This window comes from Variovorax sp. PAMC28562, assembly GCF_014303735.1.
Taxonomy (GTDB): Bacteria; Pseudomonadota; Gammaproteobacteria; order Burkholderiales; family Burkholderiaceae_C; genus Variovorax.
The window spans coordinates 2122743-2142659 of record NZ_CP060296.1 but is presented as its reverse complement, the minus strand read 5'-3'; the positions used below and the strand labels follow the sequence as shown (position 1 = coordinate 2142659).

General features: G+C 61.8%; 17 protein-coding genes. All 17 read right to left on the bottom strand.

Translation table 11 applies throughout. The features are described from left to right. Positions 1 to 15 precede the first annotated feature (15 nt). The 17 genes from H7F36_RS10060 to H7F36_RS09980 all read right to left on the bottom strand — a co-directional run bounded on the left by H7F36_RS10060 (position 16) and on the right by H7F36_RS09980 (position 19911). Positions 16 to 675 (bottom strand): phospholipid-binding protein MlaC, encoded by a 660-nt coding sequence (locus H7F36_RS10060; protein WP_187054534.1) that lies wholly within the window; start codon positions 673 to 675, stop codon positions 16 to 18. 141 nt (positions 676 to 816) lie between these two features. Continuing rightward, complete coding sequence (locus tag H7F36_RS10055) at positions 817 to 1527, bottom strand: VacJ family lipoprotein (protein ID WP_261802566.1); 711 nt, start codon at positions 1525 to 1527, stop codon at positions 817 to 819. A 35-nt stretch (positions 1528 to 1562) separates the two neighbouring features. Next, positions 1563 to 2069 (bottom strand): outer membrane lipid asymmetry maintenance protein MlaD, encoded by a 507-nt coding sequence (gene mlaD, locus H7F36_RS10050; protein WP_187054532.1) that lies wholly within the window; start codon positions 2067 to 2069, stop codon positions 1563 to 1565. Positions 2070 to 2082: 13 nt separating this feature from the next. Next, positions 2083 to 2865: a lipid asymmetry maintenance ABC transporter permease subunit MlaE gene (gene mlaE, locus H7F36_RS10045; RefSeq protein ID WP_187054531.1), complete on the bottom strand. Its 783-nt coding sequence runs from the start codon at positions 2863 to 2865 to the stop codon at positions 2083 to 2085. Continuing rightward, positions 2862 to 3716 (bottom strand): ABC transporter ATP-binding protein, encoded by an 855-nt coding sequence (locus H7F36_RS10040; protein WP_187054530.1) that lies wholly within the window; start codon positions 3714 to 3716, stop codon positions 2862 to 2864. Before H7F36_RS10040 ends, mlaE begins: the two co-directional genes overlap by 4 nt. 69 nt (positions 3717 to 3785) lie before the next feature. Continuing rightward, positions 3786 to 5264 carry a glutamate synthase subunit beta gene (locus tag H7F36_RS10035; protein ID WP_187054529.1) on the bottom strand — a complete coding sequence of 493 codons (1479 nt, stop codon included), beginning with the start codon at positions 5262 to 5264 and terminating at the stop codon, positions 3786 to 3788. Between the two features lie 54 nt (positions 5265 to 5318). Then, positions 5319 to 10064 carry a glutamate synthase-related protein gene (locus H7F36_RS10030; protein ID WP_187054528.1) on the bottom strand — a complete coding sequence of 1582 codons (4746 nt, stop codon included), beginning with the start codon at positions 10062 to 10064 and terminating at the stop codon, positions 5319 to 5321. A gap of 180 nt (positions 10065 to 10244) precedes the next feature. Then, entirely contained in the window at positions 10245 to 10940 is a 696-nt protein-coding gene (locus H7F36_RS10025; RefSeq protein WP_187054527.1) for a transposase, read from the bottom strand. A gap of 9 nt (positions 10941 to 10949) precedes the next feature. Then, complete coding sequence (locus tag H7F36_RS10020; RefSeq protein WP_187054526.1) at positions 10950 to 11846, bottom strand: class I SAM-dependent methyltransferase; 897 nt, start codon at positions 11844 to 11846, stop codon at positions 10950 to 10952. Then, positions 11843 to 12421 carry a DUF1415 domain-containing protein gene (locus H7F36_RS10015; RefSeq protein WP_187054525.1) on the bottom strand — a complete coding sequence of 193 codons (579 nt, stop codon included), beginning with the start codon at positions 12419 to 12421 and terminating at the stop codon, positions 11843 to 11845. The genes H7F36_RS10020 and H7F36_RS10015 overlap by 4 nt, the downstream gene beginning before the upstream one ends. Positions 12422 to 12449: 28 nt before the next feature. Next, complete coding sequence (locus tag H7F36_RS10010) at positions 12450 to 13718, bottom strand: CynX/NimT family MFS transporter (RefSeq protein ID WP_187054524.1); 1269 nt, start codon at positions 13716 to 13718, stop codon at positions 12450 to 12452. Then, a complete protein-coding gene (locus tag H7F36_RS10005; RefSeq protein WP_187054523.1) occupies positions 13706 to 14845 on the bottom strand; it encodes a deoxyguanosinetriphosphate triphosphohydrolase in 1140 nt (379 codons plus the stop codon). The genes H7F36_RS10010 and H7F36_RS10005 overlap by 13 nt, the downstream gene beginning before the upstream one ends. Further along, on the bottom strand, positions 14830 to 15930 hold the full coding sequence (gene aroB / locus H7F36_RS10000) for a 3-dehydroquinate synthase (RefSeq protein ID WP_187054522.1): 1101 nt from the start codon (positions 15928 to 15930) through the stop codon (positions 14830 to 14832). Before aroB ends, H7F36_RS10005 begins: the two co-directional genes overlap by 16 nt. Before the next feature lie 46 nt (positions 15931 to 15976). Continuing rightward, positions 15977 to 16528, bottom strand: a complete 552-nt coding sequence (locus tag H7F36_RS09995; protein WP_187054521.1) for a shikimate kinase — start codon at positions 16526 to 16528, stop codon at positions 15977 to 15979. Positions 16529 to 16553: 25 nt separating this feature from the next. Next, on the bottom strand, positions 16554 to 18698 hold the full coding sequence (pilQ, locus tag H7F36_RS09990) for a type IV pilus secretin family protein (RefSeq protein WP_187054520.1): 2145 nt from the start codon (positions 18696 to 18698) through the stop codon (positions 16554 to 16556). After that, positions 18695 to 19234 (bottom strand): pilus assembly protein PilP, encoded by a 540-nt coding sequence (locus H7F36_RS09985; RefSeq protein WP_187054519.1) that lies wholly within the window; start codon positions 19232 to 19234, stop codon positions 18695 to 18697. Before H7F36_RS09985 ends, pilQ begins: the two co-directional genes overlap by 4 nt. Next, positions 19231 to 19911, bottom strand: a complete 681-nt coding sequence (locus tag H7F36_RS09980) for a type 4a pilus biogenesis protein PilO (RefSeq protein WP_187054518.1) — start codon at positions 19909 to 19911, stop codon at positions 19231 to 19233. The genes H7F36_RS09985 and H7F36_RS09980 overlap by 4 nt, the downstream gene beginning before the upstream one ends. Positions 19912 to 19917: the final 6 nt, after the last annotated feature.

Genomic DNA, 19917 nt, shown 5'->3' with positions numbered 1-19917 from the left:
GAAGCGGTGGCGATATCAGCTCTTGGCGTCGGTCTTGTTGCGTGCCGCCAGCGCCGCGATCAAACCGTCGATGCCCTTGCTGTTGATCTGCTCGGCGAACTGGGTGCGGTAAGTATCCACCAGCCAGACGCCCAAAACATTCAGGTTGTAGACCTTCCAGCCGCTTCCATCGCCCGGCGTGCGCACCAGGCGGTAGTCGAGTTGAACCGGATCGCCACGGCCACGCACTTCAGTACGCACCAGTGCTTCCTTGTCGTCCGGCGCGCCACGGTACGGGCGAACCGTCACGGTTTGATCGCTCACCTGGTCCAACGCGCCAGCGTAAGTACGGACCAGCAGCAACTTGAACTCATCCTGCAGCCGCTTTTGCTGCTCAGGGGTGGCTTGACGCCAAGCCGGTCCGACCGCCGACGAGGTCATGCGCTGGAAGTCGAGGTTCGGCATGATCTTGCTGTCGACCAGCGCCATGATCTTGCGTGTGTCGCCGGCCTTGATCGACGTGTCCGCTTTGATCGTATCGAGGACGTCGGCGGTAATGCGCTTTACAAGCGCATCGGGCGACTCATCCGCGGCCCGAGCGGACGATACGGCAGACATTGCGCCGCCCAGCAGAAGCACGCTGGCGAGCACGAATCGCCCAAGAGTTCTGCGCGGCAATATGGTGGTGGATTTCATTTGATTCAGTCTCCGCAAAATAACTGTGTTGCTGTCGAAACGGTTTGGAGCGAGGCGCCGACTACAGGGTTCCCCAGGCAATCGCCACTGCTTGTAAACGTATGCAAAGCACAAAAGAATTGCCAGTGGCCATTTTTCGGCCTACTCGCCATCACCGCCCGAGGCGCTGCCACCTGAGACTTCACTGCGGCGATGCTGCATGAACGCGTCCCGCGTAAACGAATACTTGTCGAGCGCTATTTCGTCAAGCATTTGACCGGCTCGCAAGAAAGTGGCGCGCTCGTCGACGACTCTCAATGCGTAGAGCGAGTTTCGTGCGCCAATGTCGTGCACGACCGACAGCACATCACCATAGTGATCGACAGGCAACGCGGCGGTATCGCGGACCGTCGACGGGCCAAGCAACGGCAAAACCACATAGGGCCCCGTAGGAACACCCCAGCGCCCAAGTGTCTGCCCGAAATCTTCGCGATGACGCTCGATACCGGCTTCCGAGGCGATGTCGAGCAAGCCACCCAGACCAAAGATGGTGTTGACGTTAAGACGCATGAAAGTTTCGGCGCTGTTTTGCAGCTTGAGCTGCATCACGTTATTTGCCAGGCTCCAGACGTCTCCGAGATTGCCGAAGAAGTTGCTGACACCGGTGCGCACCATCAGCGGAAGTGTGTCGCGGTAAGCCGTCGCAACAGGGCGGAGCACAGCTCGGTCGACGCCTTCGTTGAAACGGAAAACGCTTCGGTTGAACGGCTCGAGAGGGTCGGCCGGATTAGGCGCCTGGCCGCTGACCGCTGCACAGCCGAACGTCGACGCAAGCAAGACTGCCGCAGTCGCCCAATGGGCAAAGCGCACCATGTTCTTGGTAGCGCTCATCGAATCAATCGTAGTTTTCATTTTTTATTAGGAGTCGCTTGGGTCGCTGGGGCTGCTGGCGGCGTATTTCCGTCTGCCGCCTTGCTGAACAAAAACTGGCTGATCAGATTCTCGAGAACGACGGCCGACTGGGTGTCGGTGATCGTGTCGCCTGCCTGAAGATTTTTCTCGTCTGCGCCGGCCTGAATCCCGATGTATTGCTCACCCAGCAGGCCGCTCGTCAAAATTTTCAGGGAACTGTCTTTCGGGAAACTGTAGCGGTTCTGTAACCCAAGCGTCACGCTTGCCTGAAAGTTCTTGTCGTCGAACGTGATCGATTCGACGCGCCCGACCACCACACCAGCGCTCTTGACCGCCGTCTGTGGCTTGAGGCCACCTATGTTGTCGAAGCGGGCCGTGACGCTGTAAGTCTTTTGAAAGTTGAGGCTCAGCAAGTTCGCTGATTGCAGTGCGAGAAACAACAGCGCTGCCGCGCCGATCAGCACGAAGAGCCCGACCCATATATCTTTGTTGGAGCGTTGCATTGATGTAGTCTTTCTAGATGCTGAACATCATTGCCGTCAGCAGAAAATCGAGCCCGAGAACGGCCAGCGAGGCCACCACCACGGTGCGTGTTGTGGCGCGCGAGACGCCTTCCGGTGTTGGCTGCGCCTCGAAGCCCTGCAGCAGCGCAATGAAGGTGACCGTAAAACCGAAGACGATGCTCTTGAGAACGCCGTTGCCCACGTCGCGCCACACATCTATGCCGCCCTGCATCTGGCCCCAGAACGCACCGGGGTCGACGCCGAGCATCAGCACGCCCACGACGTAGCCGCCGCCGACACCCACGGCACTGAATACCGCCGCAAGCAACGGCATCGTGATGACGCCCGCCCAGAAGCGCGGCGCGAGGATGCGCTGCACCGGGTCGACCGCCATCATTTCCATGGCGCTCAATTGTTCACCCGCCTTCATCAGACCGATCTCGGCCGTGAGCGACGTACCAGCCCGTCCTGCGAAAAGCAGGGCCGCGATCACCGGACCGAGCTCACGCACCAGCGCCAGTGCGACCAGCAAACCGAGCGCTTCGGAGGACCCGTAGCGCTGAAGCGTGTAGTAGCCCTGCAGCCCCAATACGAAGCCGACGAACAACCCGGACACGCCAATGATGGCCAGCGAATAGTTGCCCAGAAAGTGGATCTGGTCGCGCACGAGGCCGAAGCGACGAAGGCTGCGCGCGCCCTGGAACAGCAGGCGCAGGAAGAGCCGCGCACCGTAGCCCAGGTTCGCCAGTTTGCTGCGCACCGCAAAACCGATATCGGAAGGCTTCCACCAACTCATCGCTGCTCGCCCTTCACCTGGCCGAAGTCTTCTTCGACACTGACACTGGGATAGTGGAAATGCACCGGACCCTCGGGCAGCGCGTTGACGAACTGGTGCACCAGCGGATCAGCGCTCTGGCGTACGTCGCTCGGACTGCCCTGCGCGGCGATCTTGCCGTTGGCCAGCACGATCACGTGGTCGGCGATGCGAAACGTCTCGTCGAGGTCGTGCGACACGACGATGCTGGTCAGCCCCAAAGTGTCGTTCAGACTCCGAATCAGGCGCGCCGCGGTGCCGAGCGAAATCGGGTCGAGACCGGCAAACGGCTCGTCGTACATCACCAGTTCGGGATCCAGAGCGATAGCGCGGGCCAGCGCCACGCGCCGAGCCATCCCGCCGGACACCTCGCTCGGCATCAAATCTCGCGCGCCACGGAGGCCGACCGCGTCGAGCTTCATCAGCACGATGTCGCGGATCAACGCCTCTGTGAGCCGCGTGTGTTCGCGGATCGGAAAGGCGACGTTGTCGAACACGCTCATATCGGTAAAAAGTGCGCCGAACTGAGACAGCATGCCCATGCGTCGCCGCGCCGCATACAACGCGTCGGTTTTCATCAAACCCACGTCCTTGCCATCGAGCAGCACTTGGCCGCGCTGGGCCCGCAACTGACCACCGATCAGCCTGAGCACCGTGGTCTTGCCACCGCCCGAAGCCCCCATCAATGCCGTGACCTTGCCGCGTGGCACCTCGAAAGAGACGCCATCGAGAATTGGACGCGTGCCGTAACCGAACACGACTTCACGGAACGCGACGAGGGGAGGCGGCAAAGGGTCCATTGAATAAAAAAAGCCGGGCGCCTCGTGAGGCATCCCGGCGTGGGGTTTCCCCCATGATAAGGGGGCAACCGTTGTACTGCAGCTACAGGTGAATCAATCGCTTCAACGCGGCAAGTCGCTGAACCCCATCAGGAACTCATCGACCGATCTTGCCGCCTGACGACCCTCGCGAATCGCCCACACCACGAGCGACTGACCGCGCCGCATGTCCCCCGCAGCAAACACCTTGGGGACGTTGGTCGCATAACCGCCAGTGAAATCGACCGTGGCTTTGGCATTGCCGCGTCCGTCTTTTTCGATACCGAAGGCGTCGAGCACATTGGCCACCGGATTGACGAAGCCCATCGCCAGCAATACAAGGTCGGCTTTCAGAATCTGGTCACTGCCCGCGACTTCGACCATCTTGCCGTCCTTCCATTCCACGCGGACGGTCTTGAGACCGGTGATCTTTCCTTTTTCGCCGATGAATTCCTTGGTCGAGATAGCGAACTCGCGCTCGCACCCTTCCTGGTGGCTGGAGCTGGTGCGCAGCTTGATCGGCCAATAAGGCCAGGTCATCGGCCGGTTTTCTTCCTCCGGCGGCTGTGGCATGACTTCGAATTGCGTCACGCTCACCGCGCCATGGCGGTTGCTGGTGCCGACGCAATCCGAGCCGGTGTCGCCGCCGCCGATCACGATGACGTGCTTGCCATCGGCACGCAGCTGACCTTTGACCTTGTCACCCGCATTGACCCGGTTTTGTTGCGGCAGGAATTCCATCGCGAAATAGATGCCGTCCAGTTCGCGGCCGGGCACCGGCAAATCGCGCGACTGCTCTGATCCACCGGTCAGCAGCACCGCGTCGAACTCCTTGTCGAGCTGCTCGGGCGTGACGGTTTCCTTGGCCAGGTTGACAACCTTCGAGCCCTTGCCCATCGGCTCCTTCGCAGCACCAATGACGACGCTGGTGCGAAAGGTCACGCCCTCGACCTTCATCTGTTCGACGCGCCGATCGATGTGCGTCTTCTCCATCTTGAAGTCCGGAATGCCGTAGCGCAGCAGGCCGCCGATGCGGTCGTTCTTCTCGAAGAGCGTCACGTCATGGCCAACGCGTGCCAACTGCTGCGCCGCAGCCAGTCCGGCCGGGCCGGCACCGACCACGGCAACCTTCTTGCCGGTCCTGTGCTTGGCCACACGCGGCTTGACCCAGCCTTCGTCCCATGCGCGGTCGATGATGGCGTGCTCGATGGATTTGATGCCGATCGGGTCGTCGTTCACATTCAGCACGCAGGCGGCCTCGCACGGCGCGGGGCAAATGCGGCCGGTGAACTCGGGGAAGTTGTTGGTCGAGTCGAGCACCGCAAAGGCGTTTTTCCAGTCGTTGCGATAAACCAGGTCGTTGAAATCCGGAATGACGTTGTTGACCGGGCAGCCGCTATTGCAGAACGGCGTACCGCAGTCCATGCAGCGGGCGCCTTGCACCTTGGCCTCGTCGGGCGTGAGGGCGACGACGAATTCCTTGTAATGCTTGACGCGCTCGTCGATGGGCTTGTAGCCCTCTTCGATGCGCTCATGCTCCATGAAGCCGGTGATCTTTCCCATCGTGCTGTCCTGTCTGTTTTTGTAGATCGTGTCGTGATCGGTGCGCGCTGCGCGTCAGACCGCGGCCGGCGTGCGAACCGCCTTGGATTCGAGCCCCGCCTGCGCGTTGTTGCCGCTGCTGGCGAGTTCCAACTTCCGGTCGTGGATCTCGCCGAGCGCGCGCTTGTATTCGTTCGGGAACACTTTCACGAACTTGCTGCGCGCCATCGGCCAGTCGTCGAGCAGTTCGCGCGCGCGCTTGCTGCCGGTCCAGCGGTGATGCTCTTCGAGCAGCTTGCGCAGTTGCGCTTCGTCGGTGATGCCGTTGTGCCAGATCGAGCGCTTGATGGTCGCGGTCTGCTCGGCGGTGGTCAGCACCTTTTCGAGCGTGACCATCGCCATGTTGCAGCGCGAAGCGAACTGGCCGTCTTCGTCATAGACGAAAGCCACCCCGCCGCTCATGCCGGCCGCGAAGTTACGGCCGGTCTTGCCGAGCACCGCCACCGTGCCGCCGGTCATGTACTCGCAGCCGTGGTCGCCCGTGCCTTCGACCACCGCGGTCGCGCCCGAAAGCCGTACGGCAAAGCGCTCGCCGCCCACGCCGCAAAAGTAGGCCTCGCCGGTCGTGGCGCCGTACATCACCGTGTTGCCGACGATGGTGTTGCGCACCGCTTCTCCGCGGAAGTCGAGGCTCGGGCGCACCACGATGCGACCGCCCGACAAGCCCTTGCCGGTGTAGTCGTTGGCATCGCCGATGAGGTACAGCGTGATGCCGCGCGCCAGAAATGCACCAAACGATTGCCCGCCCGTGCCTTCAAGTTGTATGCGAATCGAATCGTCCGGCAGCCCTTCAGGATGCACCCGCGTCAGCGCGCCCGACAGCTTGGCGCCAACCGTGCGGTTGACGTTGCGAACCACCTCGATGAACTGCACCTTCTCGCCCTTGTCGATGGCCGCACGGGACTTCTCGATGAGCTTGGTGTCGAGGTTGTGCTCCAGCCCGTGGTCCTGGTTCTCGACATGGAAACGCGGCACGTCGGCCGGCACGTTCGGCAGCGCGAACAGCCGACTGAAATCGAGGCCGCTGGCCTTCCAGTGCGCTATGCCCTTTTTCATGTCGAGCAGGTCGGCGCGGCCGATCATTTCGTTGACCGTGCGCATGCCCAGTTGCGCCATGATCTGGCGCATCTCTTCTGCGACGAAGAAGAAGTAGTTGACGACGTGTTCAGGCTTGCCAGAGAACTTCTTGCGCAGCACCGGATCTTGCGTGGCCACGCCCACCGGACAGGTGTTCAGGTGGCACTTGCGCATCATGATGCAGCCTTCGACGATCAGCGGCGCGGTGGCAAAACCGAACTCATCGGCACCCAGCAGCGCGCCGATCGCGACGTCGCGACCGGTCTTCATCTGGCCATCGGCCTGCACCCGCACGCGACCGCGCAGGCGATTCAGCACCAGCGTCTGCTGCGTCTCGGCCAGGCCGATTTCCCACGGGCCACCGGCATGCTTGATCGACGACCACGGCGATGCGCCGGTGCCGCCGTCGTGTCCGGCAATCACGATGTGATCGCTCTTGCACTTGGTGACGCCCGTAGCGACGGTGCCCACGCCCACTTCGCTCACGAGCTTGGTGCTGATCGTGGCGTGCGGTGCGACGTTTTTCAGGTCGTGAATCAGCTGCGCCAGGTCTTCGATGGAATAGATATCGTGATGCGGCGGCGGCGAGATCAGGCCCACGCCCGGCACCGAATAACGCTGCTTGCCGATGTACTCGGTCACCTTGCCGCCGGGCAACTGGCCGCCCTCGCCCGGCTTGGCACCTTGCGCCATCTTGATCTGAATCTGATCGGCCGAAGTCAGGTATTCCGCCGTGACGCCGAAGCGGCCCGATGCCACCTGCTTGATCTTCGAGCGCAGCGAATCGTTGGCTTGCAGCGGCATATCGACCTCGACGTTGGCCTCGCCGATCACGCTTTTCAGCGTGTCGCCGAGCTTGATCGGGATGCCCTTGAGCTCGTTGCGATAGCGGTTCGGATCTTCACCACCCTCGCCCGTGTTGCTCTTGCCGCCGATGCGGTTCATGGCGACGGCCAGCGTCGAATGAGCTTCGGTCGAAATAGAGCCCAGCGACATCGCGCCGGTGGCAAAGCGCTTGACGATGTCGGCCGCCGATTCGACCTCTTCCACCGGAATCGCTTTGGACGGATCGAGCTTGAACTCGAACAGGCCGCGCAAAGTCATGTGGCGACGGCTCTGGTCATTGATGATCTGCGCGTATTCCTTGTACGTGCTCCAGTTGTTGGCACGCGTGCTGTGCTGCAGCTTGGCGATCGCGTCGGGGCTCCACATATGTTCTTCGCCGCGCGTGCGCCAGGCGTATTCGCCGCCGGCATCCAGCATGCTTTCCAGCACCGGATCGTCGCCGAACGCGGCGGCATGCATGCGCAGGGCTTCTTCCGCAATCTCGAAGACGCCAATGCCTTCGACCCGGCTCGCAGTGCCGGTGAAGTACTTGCCGATCGTGTCGCTGTTCAGGCCGATGGCCTCGAACAATTGCGCGCCACAGTAGCTCATGTAGGTGCTCACGCCCATCTTGGACATGATCTTCGACAGGCCCTTGCCGATCGCCTTCACGTAGTTGTAGACAGCCTTCTCTGCGGACAGGTCACCTGGCAGATCAGCGTGCATCGCCGCCAGCGTTTCCATCGCGAGGTACGGGTGCACGGCTTCGGCACCGTAGCCGGCCAGCACGCCGAAGTGATGCACTTCGCGGGCGCTGCCGGTTTCGACCACCAGGCCGGCGGTCGTGCGCAAGCCTTCGCGAACCAGGTGCTGATGGATCGCGCTGGACGCCAGCAAGGCAGGAATAGCAACCTGCGTCAGGCTGACCGCGCGGTCGCTGACGATCAGAATGTTGCTGCCGCTCTTGATCGCATCGACCGCCTCAGCGCAGAGCGATGCGAGCTTGGCCTCGACGCCTTCGCGGCCCCAATCGGCCGGGTAGGTGATGTCGAGGGTCGTGCTCTTGAACTTGCCCTTGGTGTGCTGCTCGATGTCTCGCAACTTGGCTATGTCGGCAAAGTCGAGAATCGGCTGGCTCACCTCCAGCCGCATCGGCGGGTTGACCTGGTTGATGTCCAGCAGGTTGGGCTTGGGGCCTACAAAGGACACCAGCGACATGACGATGGCTTCGCGAATCGGGTCGATCGGCGGGTTCGTCACCTGCGCGAACATCTGCCGGAAATAGTTGTACAGCGGCTTGTTCTTGTTGGAGAGCACCGCCAGCGGGCTGTCGTTGCCCATCGAGCCGATGGCCTCCTCGCCGGCCTGGGCCATCGGGCTCATCAAGAACTTGATGTCTTCCTGGGTGTAGCCAAAGGCCTGCTGACGGTCGAGCAGCGATACCGCACTCGCCGGAATTTCCACCGGCGTCACAGTCGAGCCGACGCTGTCGAGCTTGATGCGCAGGTTCTCGATCCACTGCTTGTACGGCTTGGTGTTGACGACGTAGGCCTTGAGCTCGTCGTCGTCGATCATGCGCCCCTGTTCCAGGTCGATCAGGAACATCTTGCCCGGCTGCAGGCGCCATTTGCGCAGGATCTTGTGCTCGGGAATCGGCAGCACGCCCGACTCGCTGGCCATGATGACCAGGTCGTCGTCGGTCACGCAGTAACGGGATGGACGCAGCCCGTTGCGGTCGAGCGTAGCGCCGATCTGGCGGCCGTCGGTGAAGACGATCGATGCCGGGCCGTCCCACGGCTCCATCATCGCGGCGTGGTATTCGTAGAACGCGCGGCGGCGCTCGTCCATCGTGGTGTGCTGCTCCCACGGCTCGGGGATCATCATCATCACGGCCTGGCTGATCGGGTAACCGGCCATCGTCATCAGTTCGAGGCAGTTGTCGAAGGTCGCGGTGTCCGACTGACCTGCAAAGCTGATTGGGTAAAGCTTTTTCAGGTCGGGGCCGAGCACCGGCGAGGCCATCACGCCTTCGCGCGCCTTCATCCAGTTGTAGTTGCCGCGCACCGTGTTGATTTCGCCGTTGTGCGCCACGTAGCGATACGGATGCGCCAGGGGCCACTTCGGGAAAGTGTTGGTAGAAAAGCGCTGATGGACCAGGCCGATGGCCGAGATGCAGCGCTCGTCGAGCAAGTCGAAATAGTAGGTGCCGACCTGGTCGGCCAGAAGCAGGCCCTTATAGACCACGGTACGGCTCGACATGCTCGGCACGTAGTACTCGGTGCTGTGCTTGAGCGCCAGGTTCTGGATGTTGGCGCTCGCGGTCTTGCGAATCACGTAGAGCTTGCGCTCCAGCGCGTCCTGCACGATGACGTCGTTGCCGCGACCGATAAACACCTGCCGCAGTATCGGTTCGGTCTTCTTGACCGCCGGCGACATCGGCATCTCGCGGTTGACCGGCACATCGCGCCAGCCCAATAGCACTTGGCCTTCTGCCTTGATGGCGCGCTCCATCTCCTGCTCGCAGGCCATGCGCGACGCATGCTCTTTCGGCAAGAAGATCATGCCGACGCCGTACTCGCCGTACGGAGGCAACGTCACGCCCAGCTTGCTCATCTCCTCGCGGTACAGCGCATCGGGAATCTGGATCAGGATGCCGGCGCCATCGCCCATCAGCTTGTCTGCACCGACCGCGCCGCGATGGTCGATGTTCTCGAGGATCTTGAGCGCCTGCGTCACGATGTCGTGACGCTTTTCGCCCTTGATGTGGGCGACGAAGCCGAGGCCGCAGGCGTCGTGCTCATTCGAGGCCGAATACAGACCGTGTTGTTCGAGATGCTTGATTTCGTCGTCCGTGGTCATGGGCGCTCCTTCATTTTTTTCGCAGGGGTTTCGAGGATATTGCGATGCACAAACAATGCCAAATACTTTATTTGGGGTCAGATTCCAATTTATTTAAAAACCAGAGCTGTCGAGTTAAATAAGGGACATATCAAAAACAATAGCATCCAGGTCAGCACTGGCAATGCATCGAGGGCGCTTCTACGGCGCCGGTTCGCGCACTGGTCGGCCTGCCTTTGCCTTTATGACCCGGCGCTCTGTTGTCTTCTGTAACGATTCGACGAACGTCACATCGCCCAATGCCCATCCTTGCAGGGCAGCGTCGGTCAATGACGCGACTTCGGAGGCCGAAATTCCCCGCCGCACCAGCTCCGCATAGCCCGCCTCGCGCGCAAAAGGCGTGTTGCCGAGCAGCCAGTACTGCGGAGGCGGCGTGAGCGCTTTGTCATGCCGTTGGCCAGCGTAATGCCCGTAGCTCGACCAGGCAAATTCGGCCACGTCGATCGCCGCGCCCGAACGCAATGGATTGAGGTCCATGTAGGCCATGCATCTCATCATCCAAAGCTCGGGCTGAATGACGGTCGACCGATATCGGCCTTCCCACAAGGTGCCACTGCGGCCATGCCGGTCGTTGAACCAACGCACATAGCCTCTGCCCACAGCCTGCATCAGCTGTGGCAGACCGCTGACGGTCGAAGGCGTGAGCAGCAAATGAAAGTGGTTGTCCATCAGCACGTACGCATGCAACGCCACGCCCAATCGCGGGGCGGCGTCCGCCACGAGTGCGAGCAGTCGCTCGCGATCGATGCGGTCCGTAAAGATGGGCTGCCGGTTGTTGCCACGCTGGATCACGTGGTGCGGAAGGTCCGCCAGCGTGAGTCGAGGCAGCCGTGCCATAGCGCGCGTTCAGGGCAGCCGAAAACGAGTTTCGAGCAACGACGACAGGCCGAACTCGCCCAGCAATCCCTTCAACCGCTCGGCCGCACTGGCTTTGAACTGACCGGTGCGGCGCGCGATGATCAGTTCGTTCTTCATGCTGTGTTCCCAGCCCACCAACTCGGTCACGGTCACCTGGTAGCCATGCGCTTCCAGCAGCAGGCAGCGCAGCACGTTGGTGAGCTGACTGCCGATCTCGCGCGTGTGAAGCGGATGGCGCCACAGTTCTGCGAGCGGCGTGCGCGAGAGCGACAGCGCTTTCGTTTCGCGAAGGCATGCGGCCACTTCCGCCTGACAGCACGGCACCAGCACCATGAAGGCCGCTTGTTTGGCCAGTCCGAAGGCGATGGCATCGTCGGTCGCGGTGTCGCACGCATGCAGCGCGGTCACCATGTCGATGCGGTCGGGCAACGCCAGAGATTCGGTCGACTCGGCCACAGTCAGGTTGAGAAAAGACATGCGTCCGAAGCCGAGCTGAGCGGCCAGCACGCGTGACTTTTCGACGAGCTCCGCACGCGTCTCGATGCCATACACGCGACCGTCGCCAAGCGCTTTGAAGAAAAGGTCGTAGACGATAAAACCCAAGTAAGACTTGCCGGCACCATGGTCTGCCAGCGTTGCATGCGCGCCGCCATCCGGCAACTCCCGCAGCTGTTTTTCGATGAACTGGAACAGGTGATACACCTGCTTGAGCTTGCGCCGCGAATCCTGGTTCAGCCGGCCTTCGCGGGTCAGGATGTGGAGCTCTTTCAGCAACTCGATCGATTGCCCAGGGCGCAGCTCTTGGAGCACATCCGCTTCGGCCTTCGCTGCTTTCCCGACCTTCGCTGTCTTGTGCGCACCAGCGGCTTTGACAAAGGTGCTCATCGGAATGAGCCTCCCGGGCCGACATCGAGCGCAGCCCATCCTTCAGCCCCAAGCGTTGTCAGCGTTTCAATGTTTCGCTCGAAGATGGCGTCCGCCTCGGGAAAGGCATCGACGGCGCGACTCACGCTCTCTTCACGTAGCAGATGCAGCGTCGGATACGGCGCGCGATTGGTGGCGTTGGCGATGTCGTCCGGCGCGGCCCCCGCGAATTCGAAGCGCGGATGAAAGCTCGCGAGCTGAAGCTCGCCGTCGAAACCGGCCCGCGCCAGTCTGCGCTCGGCACGCTGCGTGAAATCGTTGAAGTCCAAAAAATTCACCAAGGTGTTGGGTGCGATCAAAAGTGTGGTGTCCCGCTCGGAGGGCGCGCATTTCGCCAGCACCGCCGCCTCGTGCATCAGCGCTTCCATCAAGCCGGCATCGTCATTTCCCGCCGAATAAACGGCGTACCGGATCTGCCCCTTGACGTGCACCGCCTTCGCAAAAGGACACAAGTTGAGCCCGATGACAGCACGCTCGAGCCAGTGTCGCGTATCGGCCTCTGCCTGCGTCCCTGGGATTGTGGCAGCGATGCTCATGTCACGTTGATGGGTGCCCATGGGACCCTCACGCCGCACCCATCGAGGTGCGTGGGCTGCCTAGCCTGGCCGCCAGCACGATGCCCACCACCGAGCACGCCAACGTGACGACCCATGTCCATTGCCATCCCCCGACGCGATGCGCCAACCAGGCCACGACGGGCGGTGCAAGAAACTGGCCGAGCGCCGACGCCTGCTGCATCATGCCCACGGTCGTGGAAATCGTCGTGGGGCTGGGCGCCACTCGCACGGCAAGCATGAAAAGCGTTGCTGGCACCACCCCACCGCTGAGCGAAAAGAGGCACACCGCCGCATACCGAACTGCCGGCGGCAACACCACTGCGTCGACGCCGTGGCCCCATTGGGCAAATGCCACGATGCCGGCGACCGCCATCGTTCCGAAACCGCATCGCAACACGAACGCGGGCGCGACGCCCTGCTGCAGCAGACGTCCGCCGACCAGATTGCCGATGATGTTCATCGCTGCCGCCAATGCAGTCAGCACTGCGTTCCAACCCGCCGGCACGCCGACTCCTGCATAGATCGCCGGCAGGAAACCGATCACTGCTATCCACTGCGACGAGTACACCGCGAAGGCGAGCGAAACGCGGCGCGGGCCTGCGGCGCGCAAGGTTTCGCCGAGCCGCGACGTCCAACGTGGGCCACCTTGCGCACCGACCGCGACAACCGCGGCGATCGCGAGATCGGCCGGCACCGACCGCCAAACCCAGACACAAGCACATGCTGAAACGGCAGACAAAGCCCACCACCAGCCTTGCCATCCCATCGACGCGATAAGCATCGGACCTAGCAGCAACGCGAGAGCGACCCCCAGCGGCATGTAGGCGCCCCAAAAACCCATCGCCAACTTCTCTAGGCCGGCAGGGACGACAGCCCGAATGAGCCCAGGCGCGGGCATCACCGTCAGCAGAAAGCCGATGCCTTCCAATGCGCGCAGCACCATAAGCAACCGCAGCGCGTACGGCCCCGGCGTCACGCAGCCGCCGCCGATGCTGGCGAGAGTGACGACGAGCAACCCGATCAGCATGCTGCGTCGCAGTCCAATGGTGTCGGCGGCCAACCCGACCAGCAGCCCCAAAGTCATGCCGGCAGCTTGCACCAAAGACAACATAAAGCCTGCTTCGACAAGACCGATGCCGAGCGTGGCCTGAAGCGCGGGCACTGCTGGCGGAAGCTTGCCGAGATGAAGCGCTGCGCCCACACCGGCCGCGATCACCGCGAACGCTGCTGCGGGTATGCGCGCCGTCGGAACGTTGGCGGGCGCTACGCCATCCATCGCTGGCCGGTCAGGCGCTCGTGCTCGCGCATCGCGAAGCGATCGGTCATGCCGGCGATGTAGTCCGCCACGGCACGATGGCGATCGGTGCGGGCGGCGAACGATTCGGGCATGTCGTCCGCGCGATCGAGGTAGGCCGCGAACAGGCCGCGTACCACCGCCTGGGCGCGCTCCGAGGTCGCAGTCACCTGCGCATGACGGTACAGGTTAGCGAACAAAAACCGCTTGAGTTGAATCGATTGCGCCCGCATCGGCTCACTGAACCGCACCAGCGGTGAAGAGCGACGCACGGCGTCCGCATCGGCCGGTGTCGCAGCAGCGAGCGCAGCTTGGGTTGCGTCGATGACGTCGTAGACCTGCGCGCTGAGCATCCGTCGAATCGTCTCGTACAGCACGCGCCGTCCGTGCAGTTGCGGATGTTCTTGCAGCGCTTCTCGCCGATACCGCTCGAACAGTTCGACCTCGGCCAGGCTTTCGACGGTGATCAGTCCGGAGCGCACTCCGTCGTCGATGTCGTGCGCGTTGTAGGCGATCTCGTCGGCCAGATTGCAGAGTTGCGCTTCAAGCGCGGGTTGTGTGCCGTCAAGAAAGCGCCGGGCCACACCATTGGGCTCTTCGGCTTCGATGCGTTCGGCGTTGGCGCGCGAGCAGTGCTTGAGGATGCCCTCGCGTGTCTCGAAGCTGAGGTTGAGCCCGTCGTACTGCGGATAGCGATGTTCGAGCGTGTCGACCATTCGCAGGCTTTGCAAGTTGTGCTCGAAGCCGCCATGCGTCCGCATACAGTCGTTGAGCGCGTCCTGACCAGCATGGCCGAAGGGCGTGTGGCCAAGGTCGTGCGCCAGCGCGATCGCTTCGACCAGGTCTTCGTTCAACTGGAGTGCACGCGCGATGGATCGTCCCAATTGCGCGACTTCGAGCGAGTGCGTGAGGCGGGTGCGAAAGAGATCGCCCTCGTGGTTCAGGAACACCTGTGTTTTGTAGACCAGCCGCCTGAACGCGGTGGAGTGCACGATGCGGTCGCGGTCACGCTGAAAGTCATCGCGCGTGGGCGCTGGTGGCTCGTCATGCAGCCGGCCACGCGACTGCGCCGGGTCGCAGGCGTAAGGCGCGATCAGGCCTCGCAACATTGAGCAAGCACCTCGCGCACCATGGCTTCAGGCGCAGCGGCCACTTTGGCTGAGCCGGGCGTGTCGATGACCACGAACCGGATCTCGCCGGCTTCCGATTTCTTGTCGACGCGCATCAGTTCGAGGTAGCGCTCTGCCCCCAGGGCCGGCCCTGTAATGGGCAAGCCGGCTCGCTGAATCAAGCGGGTGAGTCGCGCGACGAACGCTGCGTCGACGCCTCCCAATTTGTGAGAAAGATGGGCCGCCATCACCATGCCGCAACCAACCGCTTCGCCATGAAGCCACTCGCCGTATCCCAGACCGGACTCGATCGCATGACCGAAGGTGTGGCCGAAATTGAGAATGGCCCGAAGGCCTGTTTCACGCTCGTCCTGCGCCACCACTTTGGCCTTGATCTCGCAACTGCGCTTGACCGCATGAGCCAGCGCGGCCGGCTCCAGCGCAACCAGCGCATCGACGTTGGCCTCGATCCAGTCAAAGAACACCATGTCGTAGATCGGACCGTACTTGATCACCTCCGCCAACCCGGCGCTCAGTTCGCGCGGTGGTAGCGTTTGCAGTGTGGCAAGGTCGCAGAGCACCAGATGCGGCTGGTAGAACGCGCCGATCATGTTCTTGCCGAGCGGATGATTGATGGCAGTCTTGCCACCCACCGACGAATCGACCTGCGCCAGCAACGTCGTCGGCACCTGGACAAACGGCACGCCGCGCATGTAGCTCGCTGCCGCAAAGCCGGTCATGTCGCCGACGACACCACCGCCGAGCGCGAACAGCACGGTCTTGCGATCGGCGCCGTGCCCGAGCAACGCGTCGAAGATGAGATTGAGTGTCGCCCAATCCTTGTGCACTTCGCCATCAGGCAATGCAAGCGTCTCGACCCTGCGGTAGCGCTTCGAGAGCGTCGTTTTCAAGGCGGCGGCATACAGCGGCGCCACCGTCGTATTGGTGACGATCAATGCCATCGAAGCGACGGGCGCTGCGTCGAACGCATCGGGCTCGTCGAGCAGATCGGCAGCAATCAGGATGGGGTAGCTGCGGTCGCCGAGATCGATCTCGACACGGTCACGAAGTGCTGTCTGTGGCATGGCTCCGAGTGTAGAGGTGACGGCAACGCGGCTGCGACGCACCGCGTCAAACCGGCGGCGCGATCTGCGCCTGCGGTTCCGGGATGACGATGCCGGCAAGTTCCAGCTGCATCACGATGATGTTGACCAGCATGGCGACCGATGGTCTGCCCGTGTCCACGACATCGTGCGCGGTGTCCCGATACAGGGGGTCGCGCGCGTCATGCAATTCACGGAGCCGGCCCAGCGGATCGGCAACCTGCAGCAAAGGGCGTTTGACGTCGTGTCTCAGTCTGCGAAACAAATCCTCGGGCGAAGAACGCAAATAGATGACGTGAAAATGATCGCGCAGCTGCGTTCGATTGGCTTCGCGGAGCACAGCACCACCGCCCGTGGCCAGCACGCCGTGCGCGTTCGCAGCCAGATCGGCAATCGCCTGTTGTTCGATGTCCCGAAAAGCGACTTCGCCTTCACGATCGAAAAATTCGCGAATCGAGCAGCCGATGCGGTGCTCGATAACCTGGTCTGTGTCGACGAAAGGGAGCTGCAGGCGCTGACCCAGGCGCCGTCCTACTGCGGATTTTCCGGCGCCGGGCAGACCGACGAATGCGACCGCCACGCGGGTCGGCTGACGCTGCGCGCGATCAGCGCGCGGCGTTGCGGTCGGTAATCATCTTCGGGGTGATAAAGACGAGCATTTCGGTCTTGTTTGCAACGCGATTGCGCGTACGGAACAGTGCGCCAAGGTAGGGCACTTCACCGAGCACCGGTACACGCGATTCATCGTTGGATTCGGTGAGTTCGAAGATACCACCGATCACCACAGTGCCTCCGTTCTCAACCAGCACCGACGTCTGCACGTGCTTGGTGTTGATCGCGAAGCCGGCGGTCGTTGCCTGCCCGACCGTGTCCTTGTTGACGTCGAGCGTCAGGATGATGTTGCCTTCCGGTGTGATCTGCGGCGTCACTTCCAGCTTCAAGTTCGCCTTGCGGAAAGCGATCGAGGTCGCACCGCTGGACGTCGCAACCTGGTACGGCAGTTCTGTGCCTTGCTCGATGAGCGCCTTGGTCTGGTCGGCAGTCACAACGCGAGGAGCGGACACCACTTTGCCCTTGCCGTCGGCTTCGAGCGCGGAGATTTCGAGGTTCAGCATCCGGGAGAAACTGGAGTTGAACAGGGAGATGGCGAAGGTGCCAGGTGCGTTGCCGGTACCACTCGGACTGGTCGCAGGCAAATTGATGAAGTTCGAGTTGGTGAACGTAGTGAGCGCGCTGCCAGCAGTGGTCGCGGTCGCAGGCGTCACGGTCGGGCCCACGCCGAGGTTGCCGAAAACACGATTGCCGTTGTTTGATCCGACAACGCCGCCACCGATGCCACCCCCGAGCCGTACTCCAAGCGATTTGCCGAAGGTGTCGGATGCTTCGACGATCCGTGCTTCGATCAGAACTTGGCGAACCGGAATGTCCAGCTTGGCGATCATTTCGGCAACCTGAGCCAACCGCGCCGGAATATCGGTCACGAACAGCTGGTTGGTACGCGGCTCGGCAATCACGCTGCCGCGCGCTGTCAACAAGCGAGCGCTGCTGGAACCCGAACCACCGCTTGCCGACCCCGAACCGGTGATCTGTCCTTGCAAGTCCACCGCCTTGGTGTAGTTCAGCTGGAACGATTGCGTGCGCAACGGTTCTAGATTTTCGATCGCAGCCTTGGCTTCGAACTCCACCTTCTCCTTGGCGTTGATTTCGTCTTTCGGCGCGATCCAGAGCACGGTGCCGTTCTTGCGCATGCCCAGGTTCTTGGCCTGCATGATGATTTCAAGGGCTTGGTCCCAAGGCACATCTTTCAGACGCAGCGTCAGGGCGCCGGTCACCGAATCCGACGTCACGATATTGAAGTTCGTGAAGTCCGCGATAACCTGGAGCAGCGAGCGAATTTCGATGTTCTGAAAGTTCAGCGACAGTTTTTCGCCGTTGTAGCCCACGCCTTGCGTCAGCTTCGTCGGATCGACCTTGCGGGGACGCACTTCGACGACAAATTGGTTCTCGCTCTGGTAGGCGCTGTGCTCCCACTCGCCGCGCGGCTCGATGACCATGCGAACACGGTCGCCGGCTTGTTGGGTGGTGATGAGTTGTACCGGCGTACCGAAGTCGGACACGTCGAGGCGACGGCGAAGGCCTTCAGGCAGCGTCGACTTGGTGAATTCGACCACCAGGTTCTTGCCTTGCTGCTTGATGTCGACGCCGACCTGGTTGTTCGCCAGATCGACGATCACACGCCCTGTGTTGTCGGCGCCGAGCCGGAAATCGACATCGCGCAGCGGCACCATATCGCGGTTGCGGTTCTCGGCGAACGACGACTGGGTCGAAGCAACCAATGCGGTACCTGCCACCGGCTCGAGGGACACGATCAGGGACTTGCCCTGGATCTCGGTCTTGTATGCGGTCGCCTGCTTGAGGTTCATAACCAGACGCGTCCGATCGCCTGCCTGGACAACGTTCACAGAACGCAAGTTACCCTGGTTGACATCGACAGTGGAACGACCGATGGCATTGGTGATGCCCGGGAAATCAAGCGCAATTCGTGCAGGCGCCTGTATGACGAAGCCTGTTGGCACCGCCGACAGCGGCTGGGTCAAATCGATGCGGATGACTTCCGTGCCCGATTGGACCGAACTCGTGATCGATTCAATGGCGTTTTGCGCTTGCGCAATGGCAGCCACCCCAAGCGCCACGAGGGTCACGCTGGCGGCGCGCAGCCACCGAGCAAGCACTGTTTTTTGTCGGTTCATTTTGCCTTCTCTTGCAACTGCAACGTCGCCACGCGTTCGATCCACTCACCGGCGGCGTCCTGCACGATTTCACGCAGGCCGAGTTCGGTTTCACTGATATTGGTAATGCGGCCGTAGTTAAGGCCAAGGTGATTGCCCACACGTACTTGGTAGAGCAGCTTGTCAACGCTCACGAGCGCAACCGGCTGCCCATTGCGGGTCAGGCTACCAACCATCGCCATCGAATCCAGCGGAAACGCTTCAAGCGATTCTTTCCGACGGGAGAGCTCCGGGGCGATCAAGCCCGAGCTGCTCGGCTGGTTCGAATCGCGGCGCAAAGCCTGCGTCAGCTTCTGCATGTTGAAGGGCTCGAACGAAGCCGCCTCTGTGTAGGCCTGCGGGGTGAATTTCTTGGGCTCGGAAATCGGCGGCACGGTCGGCTTGACCTGCGCGCGCTGCTCCGCCATCCAGCGCTGAAGATCGTCCCGGTCGGAGTTGCCGCATGCCGTAAGTGCAAACGCTGCAGCACCTATGCATAGCAAGTCACGCGCGCTCATTTCTTGCCCTTTGCTGCAGCTGCGGCGGCAGCGCGTTGGGAAGCCTGCTCGTCGGGATCCAGGTAGCGGAACGTACGCGCAGTGGCGTCCATGGTGAGCCCGCCATCTTTCTGCGGCGTTATCGCCAGATTGTTCAGCGTCACGATGCGAGACAGGTTGGCGACGTCGGCGGCAAAGGCGCCCATATCGTGATAGCGCCCGGTCACCTTCAGCGCGATAGGCAGTTCAGCGTAATAGTCCTTCACTACGATCTGCCCAGGACGGAACAGCTCGAACTGAAGACTTCGACCCAATCCGGCTTGGTTGATGTCCGACAACAAAGCGTCCATTTCAGCCTTGCTGGGCAGCTGCTTCTCAAGCAACGTCACATATTGTTGGACCTGCTCGCGCTGCTTTTTAAGGAGGTCGAGGTTGGCTGCCAGTGCGACCTTCTTTTGAAAGTCGACGCGCAGAGCCACTTCCTTTGCGCGCTCTGCCTCCAACTCGTCATTCGAATTTGTCAGCCAGACGAACCAGAGTGCCGCAAGCACGGCGATGACTACCGCAATGAACAGCGCGAAGCGTGGCGCTAATGGCCACATCGAAGGATCGTTAGGGTTCAGTCCGCGAAACTGATCACCGAACCGCCGCATGGAGGCGGCGAAATCGATATTGCGTGTGGGGCGTCGTGTTGCCATGGCTTC